Genomic DNA, 15562 nt, shown 5'->3' with positions numbered 1-15562 from the left:
AGCATACAGCGCTGCTGAATCGGTGATAATCCGGGCAAAATGGCTTTCATTGCTTCCAAATTGGAAGGAATTAGCCAGGCGGATGATGCAGGAAATGATCGGCGAGGAAATCGATCAGTAAGCGGGTTTTCTGCGCCAGATGACGCGCCGGTGGATAAAGTGCAAACAGGCCGAGCGGCGGCGTGGCGAACTCCTCCAGCAGCGAGACGATATCGCCGCGCTGCAAGGCGGGCGCGGCGATAAAACCGGGCAGCCGCGCAATGCCTAATCCGGCAATCGCCGCCTGCAAACAGGCTTCGGTATTGGAAAAACACAGGCGACCGCGAATCGGCATGCTGACGCTGTCGCCACACGGCGTGACGAACGGCCAGTGCCACGGATCGCGGAAATTGGTGTCGCTGATGCATTGATGTGAGGCCAAATCGCGCCAGTGCTGTGGTGTGCCGTGTTGCAGCAAATAGCCGGGTGCCGCCGCCACGCGAATCGGTACATCGCCGAGTCGACGCGCGATCAAACTGCTGTCGTCGAGCTTGCCGATGCGAATCGCCATATCAAACCCTTCATCGACGATGTTGACCGCACGATCGGAGAAATTCACATCAAGTTCGATGTTGGGATAGTGGCGTGCGAACTCCACCAATACGCTGGCGAGGATTGCGGTGCCGAAGGTGCCGGGCGCGCTGATTTTCAGGCGACCGGTCGGCGTGGTTGCGCTGTCGCGTACTGTGGCATCCAATGTATCAAACGCTTCCAGCAAGGTTTTCACCCGCTCGTAATAGGCGCGACCGACTTCGGTTGGCGACAACGCGCGCGTGCTGCGTTTGAACAGCTGCACGCCGAGTTCCTGTTCCAGCCGCGATACCAGCTTGGATGCCTGTCCGCTGCTGGTGCCAAGGCGTTCAGCGCCACCGGCAAAGCTGCCGACTTCCAGCACGGCGACAAACATGCGGTCACAATCGAGTCGATCCATGAAAATTCCCAATAACGAGAAAAGCCTGATTATACGCATACATCAACGACGCGCGATAAATCGCGCCGCTACAAATGCGTGCGATGTGTGTGCGCATCAATTACAAACCGCACCTACCGTAGCGGCGCAATTTATTGCGTTGTTTTGACCTTTTTAAAATCAACTGAACGCGATAAATCGCGCCGCTACAAATGCGTGCGATGTGTATGCGCATCAATCACAAACCGCACCTACCGTAGCGGCGCAATTTATTGCGCATTGCCGAAACGGGGCACGAATTCGCATTCAGTGCGCTGCACCTTTTCCCGCGCGGCAAAACCTGTTGAACTAAGCGCCTGCTTTCACCTGGCCGGGAGCCGTGAATGTCCTTGCTTCATCTGTCGTCGCTGGCGGAAATCTCTGCTGTCGAATGGGATGCGCTGTTACCTAACGATCAACCGTTTTTACGCCACGCCTTTCTCTTAACCCTGGAAGAGAGCGGCTGCGTGCGGCCAGAAAATGGCTGGCACACCGATTATCTGCTGTGGCGGGAAAACGGGGTATTGCGCGCGGCGTTACCGGGTTATCGCAAGCGCCATTCGCGCGGCGAATACGTGTTCGATCACGCCTGGGCCGATGCCTGCGGGCGCGCTGGCATTCCCTATTATCCCAAATGGTTGGGCGCGATCCCGTTCAGCCCGGTCACCGGCGCACGCTTGTTGGGTGACGACGAAGCGCTGACCAAACTGCTCAGCGCATTGCCGGATGAATTGCTGCAACACGACCTGAGCGGGGCGCATATCAACTTCACCACGCCATTTGCCAACACGTTGATGGCGCAACAACCCGATTGGCTGGAGCGGCTCGGCATTCAGTATCACTGGCACAACAAAGGCTATCGTGACTTCCAGGATTTCCTCGATACGCTGATGTCGCGCAAACGCAAACAGCTGCGCAAAGAGCGTGAACAGGTGATGAGCAACGGTTTCGAATTCATCTGGTATCGCGGCGATGAACTACGCGAAGATCAGTGGGATTTCGTCTACACCTGCTACGCCAACACCTATCGGGTGCGCGGTCAGCGTCCGTATCTGACGCGCCAGTTCTTCAGCCAATTGGCCGAACGCATGCCGCATGCGATACGCGTGGTGATCTCCACGCTGCAAGGACAACCGGCGGCAATGGCGTTTTGTTTAGTCGATGGCAACACGCTGTATGGCCGCTATTGGGGCTGTCTGGCGGAGTTTGATCGCCTGCATTTTGAAACCTGTTTCTATCAGGGCATGGATTTTGCGATTGCGGAAGGTTTGCAGCGTTTTGATGCCGGTGCGCAAGGCGAACACAAGCTGGTGCGCGGCTTCGAACCGCAAATCACCCATTCCTGGCACTATCTGTGTCATTCAGGCTTACGTGAAGCAGTGGCGGCGTATTTAGTGGAAGAACGGGCAGGGATGCGCGCCTGGGCATTGGAAGCGCGCGATGCCCTGCCATATCGACGCGGCGATTAATCCGCGCCGACAAAACCGCCGGTTTGGTGCTGCCACAGGCGCGCATACAATCCATTGTGCGCCAGCAGTTCGCGGTGGTTGCCCATCTCGACAATCTCGCCTTTCTCCAGCACCACCAAGCGATCCATCTTGGCGATAGTCGAAAGACGGTGCGCGATGGCGATCACCGTTTTGCCCTGCATCAGCGTTTCCAGGCTCTCCTGAATCGCCGCTTCTACTTCAGAATCCAGCGCTGAAGTGGCTTCATCCATGATCAGAATCGGCGCGTCTTTCAGTAACACGCGCGCAATGGCGATACGCTGACGTTGGCCGCCCGACAGCTTCACGCCGCGCTCGCCAACGTGCGCATCCAGGCCAGTGCGGCCTTGCGGATCCGACAGCAACGGAATGAATTCATCGGCGCGTGCGCGGATAATCGCCGTCTGTAACTCCTCTTCGGTGGCATCCGGCCGACCATACAACAGGTTGTCACGAATCGAGCGGTGCAGCAGCGAGGTATCTTGGGTAATCATGCCGATTTGCCCGCGCAGGCTCTCTTGCGTCACTTCAGCGATGTTGTCATCGTCAATCAGGATGCGTCCGCCGTTGATGTCGTACAGCCGCAGCAGCAGGTTCACTAGCGTTGATTTACCGGCGCCAGATGGCCCAATTAAGCCGATTTTCTCACCCGGTTTGATGTTGAGATTGAGGCGATTGATCACCTGGCGGCTGCCGCCGTAATCAAAGCGCACATCCTCAAAACGAATCTGGCCATGTTTCACCTTCATCTGTTTGGCATCCGGCGCGTCCTGCACGCTGAGCGGCTGTGCGATGGTGTTCAGGCCATCCTGCACCATGCCGATATTTTCGAAGATGCCGTTCACCACCCACATGATCCAGCCGGACATGTTCACCAAGCGGATCACCAAACCGGTAGCCAGCGCAATCGCCCCCACGCTGATCAGCGACTGGCTCCACAACCACAGCGCCAGCGCCGAGGTGCTGACAATCAGCAAGCCATTCAGCGTTGAGAGCGTGACGTCCATGGTGGTCACCATGCGGCTGGCATGCTGGGTTTTGTCAGTTTGCTCTTGCAGCGCTTCACGCGCGTATTTGCGTTCTAAATCGTTGTGCGCAAACAGTTTGATGGTGGCGATGTTGGTGTAGCCATCGACGATGGTGCCCATCAATTTGGAGCGCGCTTCCGATGACACCACCGAACGCTGTTTAACGCGCGGCACAAAGAAACTCAGTGACACGCTGTACGCCACAATCCAAATCACCAGCGGAATCATCAAACGCCAGTCGGCTTCGGCGAACAGCACCAGCGAGGTCACGGCGTAAATCACCACATGCCAAATCGCATCGACCAGCTGCACCGCCGAATCGCGCAGCGAGTTACCGGTTTGCATGATGCGTTGTGCAATACGCCCGGCAAAATCGTTCTGGAAGAAGTTCAGGCTTTGGCGCAGCACGTAGTTGTGATGCTGCCAGCGGATCATGCTGGTCATGCTCGGGTTAATGCTTTGATGCACTAGCATATCGTGTAGCGCGATCACCACCGGCCGCAGAATCAGCGCGACAAACGCCATCCACATCAAGATTTGCCAGTTATCGCTGAACAGCGTGGCGGGCGTGGATTTATTGACCAGATCGATAATGCGGCTGAGATAGCTAAACAGCGCCACTTCAATCAGTGCCTGCGCCAGCCCAACAATCAGCAGCGCGACAAAACTCGGCCACACCTGACGCAGGTAGTAGAAGTAAAACGGCCACATGCTGGTGGGCGGGGAATCGGTTGGCGCATCCTGGAAAATATTGATAAAACGTTCAAAACGACGATACAACATAGAGTCACTCTTCCCGAATTGGTGAGAGTTAACAGCTTAGTGCATGAGAAAAGGGAACACCGACATGGATTTAATTATTCGCGGTCGCGAGCCGGGCGATGCCGCCGCCTATCAACGTTTATACAGCCATCCTGAGGTTTACCGCTGGACCACGCAGTTACCGTGTCCGAGCGTGGCAACCTGGCAGAAAAAATTCGAGAAGATGGATGAGCTAGGCTACATCGGCTTTGTCGCCGAGATTGATGGCGCGATGGTCGGCGAACTGACGTTGTTTGTCGAACAGCGTCCGCGTACACGTCACAGCATCAGTTTCGGTATCAGCGTTGATCCCGCCTTTGGCGGACGCGGCATTGGTGAGAAGCTGATTCGCAACGCCATTGATTACGCCTATAACTGGCTCGGCGTGGTGCGCATTGAACTGGAAGTGTTCCACGATAACGAACGTGCGCTGGGTCTGTATCACAAGCTGGGATTCGAGCGCGAAGGCCTCAAACGCAAAGCCTGCCTGCGCGACGGCGAGCTGCATGACATTGTGGTGATGGCGCAACTGCGCGATTGAATTCCGTTTCGCACTGGATTTACGACGAGAGGCCCGCGGGCCCCCCTACAGTTGTTTCAGATCACGCCGTGGAGCGCTCGTTCCAGGCGTCATGCGCCAGTAAATTCCCATCTTTATAAAGATGGGTTATTTTCTCGTAGTTCAATGCAACTTCTTCCATGTGGCCTGTGCCTGGACAGTCTCTTGTGTCATGCATTATTGGGCAGACGGATATGACTTTTACTCCCTCAAGCGTGATTCGATAATATTCAACTTCCTGTCCGGCATCATTGATGTGATAAAAACGAAACTCAGCGGATTTTAGGGTTTGCCCTGTTGCAACAGCTTTGAACAAGTAAGGCGATGAGCTATCAAGTTCCTTGCTGAAATTGAAGGGGGCATGTTGTCGAGTGCCGGTCACCTTTCCTGTCATCGGATCGGTGGGAATAGTTATACAGTGATGTAATCCTCTCAATTCAATGCTTCCTTCGCGCTCATGCACGTCAGAGGAGCCTCGGATTACTGCACCGCCATCATCGGTTAAATATAAGTGAACAGGTACGGCCATTTTATTAATGCTCCTTGCGTTTGTTTAATCGTATAACCAGCGCCCAACTTTAGCCGACTCAGCTAACATTCTTAACGTGAGTTTTTTAGGTGCTTTATATTCATTTCTCATTGATTTCGGCAACAAGATGTTGGGGATCCATCCAGGCTCCACAGGCCAATATTCGAGTAGATCGAAACCAGAGTGGGAAATGCCAAACCGATGAAAATAATCATTCATGATCTCTTCCCCAGTTTCCACTAGCCAGGCGTGATCGCCAGTAGATAAGCTGGTATCTAGGCTTACAGGCCAAGGAGTTCGTGACAGCAGTGTCTGCCCATTCCAGTTCTGCTTATACCACTCAATTATGCTTTTTTCCGTTGGCCCTAGTTCCATAACTTGTCATTTCCACGGGCGATTAGGTTATATCTGGCAGTCGTTTTATAAGATATCGCACTCACATCATAGGCTAAGATGACAATTCCCAGGATGGGTATCCATCTGCCCACAAATGCTCCTAAGTTATTTACATAGGAAAATTTTCGACGTTTTATGCTGCCTGTCGTAAGTGTCGGCCAGTTCTTTACTTCTACTCTGAGCCACTGCCTCAAATATGAACTGAGATATGATGTGCCTTTGGTTGCGCCAGCCGGTTTCCCTCTGGTTCCTTTAATTGGTTGTCCCAAAATGATAAGCGCTAACGTAACTAAGTCATCAGTACCAAGTTGTTTTCCGGCTTCATCCAATAGCACCCAGAAATATAATTCCGTTGCTGAGAGGTTGGACATTCCATTAAAAAAATACGTCCCACTAATTTCTTCAACCGTATCCATTGGCTAGTCAATCCCTTGCATTTAGTAATGGTATTTAATGAATAGTAATGCTTCATCTGTAAAAAGGGAAACTAACTATTCTGAGTCTGCTCATAGTTTCGATGCGAAGATTTTTCTTCCGCCTGGCGCACATTTCAGCGCAATCGAGCGCAAATATTTAGGGTTCTGTGCAGCGCCGCACCTCGCTTTGTGGCAGATGCCAAATCTGACGCGATTTTCCCCCGCCGATTCCTCCAATCGCACAATGACCAGCGCGCATGCGGCTCTCTATAGTTGCTGAAGAGTGGAAATAACGCGGTATTCCGCCCCATCGCGCTCTCCTTTTGAGGAACTCAGCTTATGCAAACAGCGAATAACCGCCCGCAAAATAGCCACGTCCGCGTGTGGATCTTGTGTCTGATCCTGTTTCTTTCGGTGGTGGCGTATGCCGACCGTTCGATCCTGTCGATCTCCGGATCGGCGATCAAAGATGAATTTGGATTATCAGCGATCCAGCTTGGTTTGATCCTGTCGGCCTTTAGCTGGGCATACGTGATCGGTCAGATCCCCGGCGGTTTGTTCCTCGACCGCTTCGGCACCAAAAAAGTTTATGGCGTAACGCTGGCGCTGTGGTCAGTTTCGACCTTGTTGATGGGGTTTGTCGGCGAATTCTCTAGCGGCATGACTATGGCGCTGACCTTGATGTTTGCGCTGCGTTTCGCCCTCGGACTGATTGAAGCGCCAAGTTTCCCCGCCAATGCGCGTGCGGTGATCATGTGGTTCCCCAGCGCTGAACGTGGCCGCGCGTCATCGTTATTTGCGTCGGCGCAATACTTTGCCGTCGCCATTTTCTCGCCGCTTTCCGGCTGGTTGGTATCACGCTTCGGTTGGGAATGGCCGTTCTTTGTCTTGGGCGGCATCGGCGTGCTGGCGGTGTTTATCTGGTTCGGCTACATGCGCAGCCCGCGCCAGCATCCACAGGTCTCGGAAAGCGAGTTGCGTTTCATTGAACAGAACGGTGCGCTGGTGGATATCGATTCCGAACAGACGCTTAAAGCGCGTCCGCCACTCAGCAAAGCGATGTTCAAAAAGCTGCTGACCAACCGCATGTTGTGGTGCGCCTACATCGGCCAGTATTGCATCATCGCGCTCAGCTACTTCTTTATCACCTGGTTCCCGATTTATCTGGTGCAGGCGCGCGGCATGAACATTCTTGATGCCGGTTTTGCCACTATCGCACCGGCAGTGTTTGGCTTCCTGGGCGGCATCAGCGGCGGCTATATCTCGGATAAATTACTGGCTAACGGCTGGACCTTGTCGTGGGCGCGCAAAACGCCGTACATCGTTGGCATGCTGATGGCAGCTACGTTGATTCTGGCGGCGGTGATCCCCAGCAACGTCGGCATTATCGCCATTATGTCGTTCGCCTTCTTTGGCAAAGGCGTGGCGGCGGGCGCGGGAACCTGGACGATTGTCAGCGATACCGCGCCGAAAGAAGCGGTTGGTCTGGCGGGATCGATTTTTAACGGCATCGGTAATATGGCCGGTTTCATCACACCGCTGCTGTTCGGCATCATCGTTGGCTTAACCGGCAGTTACAGCATTGGATTGGTGTTTGTTGGCGCGCACTGCGTGGTGGCAGCACTGTTGTTCTTGCTGGTGATGGGGCCGATTGAACGCGTTGGCGAAGAGCAGGATGCCGCCGCGACGTCATATCAAAAACAGGGGAAAAAAGATGGCATCAACGCCGTATAAGGTATTGCTGAAAGGGCCGCTGTTACCGGCGCGCTTACAGGACAATCTCGACGCGCATTTCACCACTTTTCGCCTGTGGCAGCAGGAGGATCAGGCGGCGTGGTTGGCACAACATGGCGCAAGCATTGATGCGCTGGTCACCAGCGGCAATGCGTTGATGGGCGCCAGTGCCGAGTTGATCGCGCAATTGCCTAATCTGAAAGTGATATGCAGCAACGGCGTTGGCTATGACGCGATTGATACCGCCGCCGCGCAGGCGCGTGGCATTGTGGTAACCAACACGCCGGGGGTGCTCAACGCTTGCGTGGCGGATACCGGCATGGCGCTGTTGCTGGATGTGGCGCGTCGTATTAGCGCCTCAGATCGCTATGTGCGCGCCGGCAACTGGCAGGCGCAAGGACGTTATCCGCTGACCACTAAAATCGGTGGCAAAGTCTGCGGCATTGTTGGATTGGGCGGCATCGGCAAAGAACTGGCGAAACGCGCGCAGGCGTTTGATATGGATATCCATTTTTACAATCCGCGTTCGCGTCCTGATGTGCCTTTCACGCGCCATGATTCGCTGTTGTCGCTAGCGCAGCAGGCCGATTTTTTGGTGCTAACGTTGCCGGGCGGCGCTGCAACCCATCATCTGGTCAACGCGGAAGTGCTGCGCGCGTTGGGGCCGCAGGGCTTTTTGATCAATATCGCGCGCGGCAGCGTAGTCGATGAACAGGCGCTGATCGCCGCATTGCAGGCGGGCGAAATTGCCGGTGCCGGTTTGGACGTGTTTGAACAGGAACCTGCGGTGCCCGAAGCGCTGCGTGGTCGTGATGATGTGGTGATCACGCCGCATCTCGCCAGCAGCACCGTAGAGACCATGGCGGCAATGGCCGATTTGGTGTTCGAGAATCTGCTGGCGTTTTCGCAAGGCGAAGATGTGCTGACCAGAGTGGTGTGATTATCCAGGTCACCATCAATGGCGACCCTACAACACCGGTTCTGATGGCGGGCTTTTATGCCACCGCTGCTGCGCGTTGCGCCATGAAAATGACTAACGGCGTAACGCGACTCAGTTCTTCCTGCGTTCTGGCATCGTTTTCGACTTCCCACAGATCCAGATGACGTTGCAGATTGAGCCACAAATCAACAGACGTATCGAAAACGGTCGCCAGCCGATAGGCCATTTCAGTGGTTAATTTACGGTTATTATTCACCAGTGCACTCACGGTGTTGCGGTGCACATTCAGCATTTCCGCCAAATCATTCACTTTGAGATTCAGCGGCTCAAGGAACTCATATTGCAGTACATCACCCACGCTGGTGGGTTTACGCATCGCTTGTTTCATAGTGGCTTCTCTTATACTCGCTGGTGGACGCTAGCGGTGTTTACGGTAGCTGTGAGGATCCAAATAGAGATCGGTGGCTTTGCCATTATTCCATCGAAAAATGAGCCGATATTGCTCATTGATTCGAATGGAGAAATATCCCAGCAGCGGCGGCTTCAATACCTCAAAGCGATTGCCCGGAGGTGAACGCAACGTGATGAGATGCCGCCGCGTGGATGATATCGAGCTTGCGCGCTAAGGCAGATTCAATCGCGGCTGGAATATATTTGTGCGGTGTTGCATAGACAAAAAACGATTCCAGCCAATCATCCCTAAAATTCTCAATCGATCCCTTCATGGGTTGCTCTACTTTGCCGTAAACAGGGCAGCAACCTATTGCATAAATGCACCGTTATACAGTGCATTTTTTAACATTGTAGTTGATCCCAGAGCCGTACTCCAAACAATCTGTTCAGTTGCATGCAATTACATTGCAGTGCGCACCCACCTCACAAACCTCACCGATCGCACAAATCCCTCCTGAAGATTTTTTGCTCAGCTGCCGATACCTCCTTACCACCCACTGATATTAAGGAGCGATATCGTGATAAAGCTGATTAACGTTGACGAACTGCGGCAGGGAATGTTTATCCACAAACTTGAAGTTTGGTGGGTCAAAGATAAGCGCATTCGCAACCAAATGCTGATCACTGATAAACGTCAGATCGCGATGATCCGCAATGAAGGGATCATGCAGCTGTGGATCGATCTGGATAAGTCGGTGCAGGCTCCGGTGGCGCCCGCACCGAAAAAAGATATTCCCAAAACCTCCTTCTTCCAGGAGATGGATCAGGCGCAAAGCATCTTCAATCAGGGCAAGCCGCAAGTGCTGGCGATGTTCAATGAAGCGCGTATGGGGCAAGGTCTCGATCTCGATTACACCCTTGATCTGGTGGATCAGATCGCTGGTTCGATCACCCGCGAACCCACGGCATTGCTCAGCGTGGCGCGGCTGAAAAATCACGACGATTACACCTATCTGCATTCGATGGCGGTGTGCGGCCTGATGATCTCGCTCGGCAAAAAAATGGGGCTGGATGAGCATCAGTTGCGCCGCGTTGGCATGGGTGGTTTGCTGCACGATGTTGGCAAAGCGGCGGTGCCGCTGGAGATTCTCAATAAGCCCGGCAAGCTGACCGATGAAGAGTTCACCGTGATGCGCCAGCACCCGATTGTCGGTGCGCAGATGCTGATGGATGCCAATGCCGGTGAGGATTTGCTGGATATCGCACTGCATCACCATGAAAAATACGACGGCAAAGGTTATCCGCATGGCCTGCAAGGCGAGGAAATCTCGCTCTATTCGCGCATGGCGGCGGTGTGCGACGTCTACGATGCTGTGACCTCGAATCGCCCGTATCGCAAAGGTTGGACGCCCGCCGAAGCGATGCACAACATGCTGAGCTGGCGTGGACATTTCGATAACACGCTGCTGCACGCCTTTGTGCGCACCATCGGCATTTATCCGGTGGGATCGCTGGTGCGTTTAGCTTCCGGGCGCGTGGCGCTGGTGGTGAAAGCCGGTGAAAAGTCGCTGCTTAAGCCCAAAGTGCATGTGTTCTGGTCGCTGCACGCTCAGCGTGAAGTGAAGCCGGAAGAGCTCGATCTTGGTGATAGCTTCTGCACCGACAGCATTACCGGCGCGGAAGACAGCGGATTGTGGCAGAACATCGATCTCAACCGCATCTGGGCGCTGGAAACCGCTTAATTTCGCGCCATTTTTATACTTTATTTACGCCAGATTCCCGCCTTTTTACCTCTTCTTTATGCCGCGCCGCGCATGCTTGCAGCACTAACCAATCGATTGGAGGTTGCTGTGAGCGTGGGCGTGATAGCCGGCATCGTGCTGGTATTTATTCTTCTGGGCTACCTGATTTATGCCCTGCTAAATGCGGAGGCGTTCTGATGGCTGCGAATGCATTTTTGCTGATCGCCGGATTCCTGTTGGTGCTGATGTTGCTGGCACATCCGCTGGGCCGTTTCCTTGCCGTATTGGTGGCGGACAAGCCGCTGCTGCCGCGCACCGAACGCGCGCTGTGGCGTCTGGCCGGCGCCGACGACGCAGCGATGCGCTGGCCGCAGTATCTGCTGGCGATTCTGCTGTTCAATGCGCTGGGTTTTGCGCTGTTGCTGCTGATGCTCATGACGCAAGCATCGCTGCCGCTTAATCCGCAACATCTGCCCAATCTGAGCTGGGATCTGGCGCTGAATACCGCTATCAGCTTCGTCACCAACACCAACTGGCAAGCTTACGCCGGTGAAAGCACGCTGAGCTATTTCAGTCAGATGGCTGGCCTCACGGTGCAAAACTTCCTGTCGGCGGCGACCGGTATCGCGGTGGCGTTTGCGCTGATTCGCGGCTTTGCTAATCGTTCGCTGGATACGCTCGGCAACGCATGGCGCGATCTGACGCGCATCACCGTTTACGTGCTGCTACCGATCAGCCTGCTGATGGCGCTGTTCTTTGTCAGTCAGGGCAGCATTCAAACCTTCGAGCCGTATCACGCGTTGACCACGCTGGAAGGCGCACAGCTAACGCTGCCGCTCGGTCCGGTAGCTTCGCAGGAAGCGATCAAAATGCTCGGCACCAACGGCGGCGGTTTCTTTAACGTCAACTCGGCGCATCCGTTCGAGAACCCAACGGCGCTGACTAACTTGGTGCAGATGCTCAGCATCTTCCTGATTCCCGCCGCGCTGTGTTTCACCTTCGGTCAGCATCTGGGCGATCGCCGTCAAGGCCACATGCTGCTGTGGGCGATGACCATCATGTTCGTACTGGCGGTGATCACGGTGATGTGGGCGGAAGTGCGCGGCAATCCCCATTTCCTCGCGCTCGGTGCTGACAGCGCCAGCAACATGGAAGGCAAAGAGACGCGCTTCGGCATCCTCAATTCCAGCTTGTTTGCCGTCATCACCACGGCGGCGTCGTGTGGTGCGGTTAACGCCATGCATGACTCGTTCACCGCACTGGGCGGCATGGTGCCGATGTGGTTGATGCAGTTGGGCGAAGTGGTGTTCGGCGGCGTCGGCGCGGGCTTATACGGCATGCTGCTGTTTGTGCTGCTCGGCGTGTTTATCGCTGGCTTGATGATCGGTCGCACGCCGGAATACATGGGCAAAAAGATCGACGTGTGGGAAATGAAGATGACCGCGCTGGCGATTCTGGTGACGCCAACGCTGGTGCTGCTGGGCACGGCGCTGGCGATGATGACTGACGCCGGACGCGCGGGCATGGCCAATCCCGGCATTCACGGCTTTAGCGAAGTGCTGTACGCCGTGTCGTCGGCGGCGAATAACAACGGCAGCGCCTTTGCTGGTTTGAGCGCCAATACGCCGTTCTGGAACCTGCTGCTCGGCTTCTGCATGTTGGTGGGTCGCTTCGGCATCATCATTCCGGTGCTGGCGATTGCCGGTTCGCTGGCGGCGAAGAAAATTCAGCCGGTCGGCAACGGTACGCTGCCCACGCACGGTCCGCTGTTTATTGGGCTGCTGATTGGCACCGTGGTGTTGGTAGGTGCATTAACGTTCATCCCCGCGCTGGCACTTGGCCCGGTGGCGGAACATCTGCAACTTATTCAGGGATAACGGAATCATGAGTCGTCAACAATTGGCGCTGTTTGATGCGGCGCTAACCCGCGTTGCCATGCTGGATGCGCTGAAAAAACTCGATCCGCGCGTGCAGTTTCGCAACCCGGTGATGTTCCTGGTGTGGATCGGCAGCGTGCTGACATCGATCCTCGCGATCGGCATGGCCATCGGCACGTTAAACGGCAGCGCTGGCTTTACTGCGGGCGTCGCGATCTGGTTGTGGTTCACGGTGCTGTTCGCCAATTTCGCCGAAGCACTGGCAGAAGGACGCAGCAAGGCGCAGGCCAACAGCCTGAAAGGCATCAGTAAAACCAGCGATGCGAAAAAACTGGCGGAAGCACGTTACGGCGCTAGCTGGCATAACGTTGCCGCCGATACGCTGCGCAAAGGCGATGTGGTGCTGGTGGAAGCCGGTGACATTATTCCGTGCGATGGCGAAGTGCTGGAAGGTGGCGCGTCGGTGGATGAGAGCGCGATTACCGGCGAATCTGCGCCGGTGATTCGTGAATCGGGCGGCGATTTCTCCTCAGTTACCGGCGGTACCCGCATTCTTTCGGATTGGCTGGTGATTCAGTGCAGCGTCAATCCGGGTGAAACCTTCCTCGATCGCATGATCGCGATGGTGGAAGGGGCGAAACGTCGCAAAACGCCGAACGAAATCGCGCTGACCATTCTGCTGGTGTCGCTGACCATTGTGTTCCTGCTGGCAACCGCCACCCTGTGGCCGTTCTCGGCCTATGGCGGCACGCCAGTCAGCATCACGGTGCTGGTGGCCTTGCTGGTGTGCCTGATTCCCACCACCATCGGCGGCTTGTTATCAGCGATTGGCGTGGCGGGCATGAGCCGCATGTTGGGAGCCAATGTGATTGCCACCAGCGGCCGTGCGGTAGAAGCGGCGGGCGATGTCGATGTGTTGATGCTGGATAAAACCGGCACCATCACGCTGGGTAATCGCCAGGCAACGCAGTTCTTACCTGCGCCGGGCATCACTGAACAGCAACTGGCCGATGCGGCGCAGTTGGCTTCATTGGCCGATGAAACGCCTGAAGGACGCAGCATTGTGGTGCTGGCGAAGCAGAAATTTAACCTACGCGAACGCGATTTAAGCAGCATGGGCGCCAGCTTTATTCCGTTCTCAGCGCAAACGCGCATGAGCGGCGTCAACGTGCAGGATCGCCTGATCCGCAAAGGCGCGGTGGATGCGGTGCGTCGCCACATCGAAGCCAATCACGGCCGCTTCCCGGCAGAAGTGAATAGCGCCGTAGAAGAGGTGGCGCGCGCCGGTGGCACGCCGTTGGTGGTGTCAGAAGGTGCGCAGGTGCTTGGTGTGGTGGCGCTGAAAGATATCGTGAAAGGCGGCATTAAAGAGCGCTTTGCCGAACTGCGCAAAATGGGCATCAAAACCGTGATGATCACCGGCGATAACCCGTTAACCGCAGCGGCGATTGCAGCGGAAGCGGGCGTCGATGATTTTCTGTCGGAGGCCACGCCGGAAGCCAAATTGGCATTGATTCGCCAATATCAGGCCGAAGGGCGTTTAGTGGCGATGACCGGCGACGGCACCAACGATGCCCCCGCACTGGCGCAGGCCGATGTGGCGGTGGCGATGAACTCCGGTACTCAGGCGGCGAAAGAAGCCGGCAACATGGTCGATCTCGACTCGAACCCAACCAAGCTGCTGGAAGTGGTGCACATCGGCAAACAGATGCTGATGACACGCGGTTCGCTCACCACCTTTAGTATCGCCAACGACGTAGCGAAGTATTTCGCCATCATTCCCGCCGCGTTCGCCGCCACCTATCCGCAGCTCAACATGCTGAACGTGATGGCGCTGCATTCACCCAACTCGGCGATTCTGTCGGCGGTGATTTTCAACGCGCTGGTGATTGTGTTCCTGATTCCGCTGGCGCTGAAAGGCGTAAGTTACCGTCCGCTGAGTGCCGCTGCGCTGCTGCGCCGCAATCTGTGGATTTACGGTGCGGGCGGATTAGTGGTGCCGTTTATCGGTATTAAAGCCATCGACCTGCTGTTAACCCTGCTGGGTCTGGCGTAAGGAGAGAAAAATGAGTCAGTTACGTCCGGCTATTATATTGTTAATGGTACTTACGCTGCTTACCGGCGCGCTGTATCCGCTGCTCACCACCGGTTTGGCGCAATGGTGGTTTCCGTCGCAGGCCAACGGTTCGTTGATTGAGCAGGATGGCGCGGTGCGCGGTTCGGAGCAGATTGGGCAAGTATTCAATCAGGCGGGGCACTTTTGGGGGCGACCTTCCGCCACCGGTGATACGCCCTACAACGCGCTGGCCTCCAGCGGTAGCAACCTGGCGGGCAGCAATCCGGCGCTGGATAAAGCGGTGGCGGAACGGGTTGCCGCATTGCGCCAGGCAAATCCTCAGGCACCTGCTGCGGTGCCAGTGGAGTTGGTCACCGCGTCGGCGAGTGGGTTAGATCCCGATATATCGCCAGAAGCCGCGATGTGGCAAGCACCGCGCATCGCCGCCGCGCGTCATCTGTCGTTGCAGGAGGTGCAAGCGCTGATTGCCCGCCAAACCGAGCGCCCGTTGCTGCCGTTTATCGGTGAAGAAACCGTGAACGTGCTGCGTTTGAATCTGGCGTTAGATGATTTGCAGTAAACCCGTAGGGTCGCCATTGATGGTGACCTTCTCAAT

The 15562-nt window shown here is 55.5% G+C and carries 15 protein-coding genes and 1 pseudogene; 9 read left to right on the top strand and 7 right to left on the bottom strand.

The features are described 5' to 3' along the window. Nucleotides 1-70: 70 nt before the first annotated feature. Entirely contained in the window at nucleotides 71-970 is a 900-nt protein-coding gene (locus tag ABDW13_RS06640; RefSeq protein WP_343551692.1) for a LysR family transcriptional regulator, read from the bottom strand. 362 nt (nucleotides 971-1332) lie between these two features. Here ABDW13_RS06640 and ABDW13_RS06635 point away from each other — a divergent pair, with 362 nt between their 5' ends. Then, nucleotides 1333-2457: a GNAT family N-acetyltransferase gene (locus ABDW13_RS06635; RefSeq protein ID WP_343551690.1), complete on the top strand. Its 1125-nt coding sequence runs from the start codon at nucleotides 1333-1335 to the stop codon at nucleotides 2455-2457. Here ABDW13_RS06635 and ABDW13_RS06630 read toward each other — a convergent pair. Next, on the bottom strand, nucleotides 2454-4286 hold the full coding sequence (locus ABDW13_RS06630; protein ID WP_343551689.1) for an ABC transporter ATP-binding protein: 1833 nt from the start codon (nucleotides 4284-4286) through the stop codon (nucleotides 2454-2456). The genes ABDW13_RS06635 and ABDW13_RS06630 overlap by 4 nt on opposite strands. Before the next feature lie 64 nt (nucleotides 4287-4350). Between ABDW13_RS06630 and ABDW13_RS06625 the strand changes: the two genes are divergently transcribed. Further along, a complete protein-coding gene (locus ABDW13_RS06625) occupies nucleotides 4351-4845 on the top strand; it encodes a GNAT family N-acetyltransferase (protein ID WP_343551688.1) in 495 nt (164 codons plus the stop codon). A gap of 61 nt (nucleotides 4846-4906) precedes the next feature. Here the strand turns inward: ABDW13_RS06625 and tssD are convergent, their stop codons facing one another. The 3 genes from tssD to ABDW13_RS06610 are packed head-to-tail and all read right to left on the bottom strand — an operon-like array spanning nucleotide 4907 to nucleotide 6204. Beyond that, nucleotides 4907-5392, bottom strand: coding sequence for a type VI secretion system tube protein TssD (gene tssD, locus ABDW13_RS06620; RefSeq protein ID WP_343551687.1), 486 nt, complete (start codon nucleotides 5390-5392; stop codon nucleotides 4907-4909). 24 nt (nucleotides 5393-5416) lie between these two features. Further along, nucleotides 5417-5767 (bottom strand): DUF1493 family protein, encoded by a 351-nt coding sequence (locus tag ABDW13_RS06615; RefSeq protein WP_343551686.1) that lies wholly within the window; start codon nucleotides 5765-5767, stop codon nucleotides 5417-5419. After that, nucleotides 5758-6204 carry an STM2901 family protein gene (locus ABDW13_RS06610; protein ID WP_343551685.1) on the bottom strand — a complete coding sequence of 149 codons (447 nt, stop codon included), beginning with the start codon at nucleotides 6202-6204 and terminating at the stop codon, nucleotides 5758-5760. Before ABDW13_RS06610 ends, ABDW13_RS06615 begins: the two co-directional genes overlap by 10 nt. A 339-nt stretch (nucleotides 6205-6543) precedes the next feature. On the opposite strand from ABDW13_RS06610, the gene ABDW13_RS06605 reads away from it, so the two are divergent. After that, nucleotides 6544-7938, top strand: coding sequence for an MFS transporter (locus ABDW13_RS06605; protein WP_343551684.1), 1395 nt, complete (start codon nucleotides 6544-6546; stop codon nucleotides 7936-7938). Then, the gene (locus ABDW13_RS06600; RefSeq protein ID WP_343551683.1) at nucleotides 7919-8878 is read left to right on the top strand and encodes a 2-hydroxyacid dehydrogenase; all 960 of its coding nucleotides are present in this window, start codon (nucleotides 7919-7921) and stop codon (nucleotides 8876-8878) included. Before ABDW13_RS06605 ends, ABDW13_RS06600 begins: the two co-directional genes overlap by 20 nt. 55 nt (nucleotides 8879-8933) lie before the next feature. On the opposite strand, the gene ABDW13_RS06595 is transcribed toward ABDW13_RS06600, so the two are convergent. Beyond that, nucleotides 8934-9266, bottom strand: coding sequence for a HigA family addiction module antitoxin (locus ABDW13_RS06595; RefSeq protein WP_343551681.1), 333 nt, complete (start codon nucleotides 9264-9266; stop codon nucleotides 8934-8936). A 30-nt stretch (nucleotides 9267-9296) separates the two neighbouring features. Continuing rightward, a pseudogene (locus tag ABDW13_RS06590) lies at nucleotides 9297-9603 on the bottom strand (type II toxin-antitoxin system RelE/ParE family toxin). Between the two features lie 246 nt (nucleotides 9604-9849). Here ABDW13_RS06590 and ABDW13_RS06585 point away from each other — a divergent pair. From ABDW13_RS06585 to kdpC, 5 genes are all read left to right on the top strand, one after another. Beyond that, the gene (locus tag ABDW13_RS06585) at nucleotides 9850-11013 is read left to right on the top strand and encodes an HD-GYP domain-containing protein (protein ID WP_343551680.1); all 1164 of its coding nucleotides are present in this window, start codon (nucleotides 9850-9852) and stop codon (nucleotides 11011-11013) included. 108 nt (nucleotides 11014-11121) lie between these two features. After that, complete coding sequence (gene kdpF / locus ABDW13_RS06580) at nucleotides 11122-11211, top strand: K(+)-transporting ATPase subunit F (protein WP_100701897.1); 90 nt, start codon at nucleotides 11122-11124, stop codon at nucleotides 11209-11211. Further along, entirely contained in the window at nucleotides 11211-12890 is a 1680-nt protein-coding gene (gene kdpA, locus ABDW13_RS06575) for a potassium-transporting ATPase subunit KdpA (RefSeq protein ID WP_343551679.1), read from the top strand. Before kdpF ends, kdpA begins: the two co-directional genes overlap by 1 nt. A 7-nt stretch (nucleotides 12891-12897) precedes the next feature. Further along, nucleotides 12898-14946 carry a potassium-transporting ATPase subunit KdpB gene (kdpB, locus tag ABDW13_RS06570; RefSeq protein WP_343551678.1) on the top strand — a complete coding sequence of 683 codons (2049 nt, stop codon included), beginning with the start codon at nucleotides 12898-12900 and terminating at the stop codon, nucleotides 14944-14946. A gap of 10 nt (nucleotides 14947-14956) precedes the next feature. Further along, nucleotides 14957-15526 (top strand): potassium-transporting ATPase subunit KdpC, encoded by a 570-nt coding sequence (gene kdpC / locus ABDW13_RS06565; protein WP_343551676.1) that lies wholly within the window; start codon nucleotides 14957-14959, stop codon nucleotides 15524-15526. Nucleotides 15527-15562: the final 36 nt, after the last annotated feature.

Source organism: Pantoea sp., from assembly GCF_039594315.1.
In the GTDB taxonomy this organism is placed as follows: Bacteria; Pseudomonadota; Gammaproteobacteria; order Enterobacterales; family Enterobacteriaceae; genus Pantoea.
Note: the sequence above shows the minus strand (reverse complement) of the source record. Positions and strands in the feature narration are given on the sequence as shown.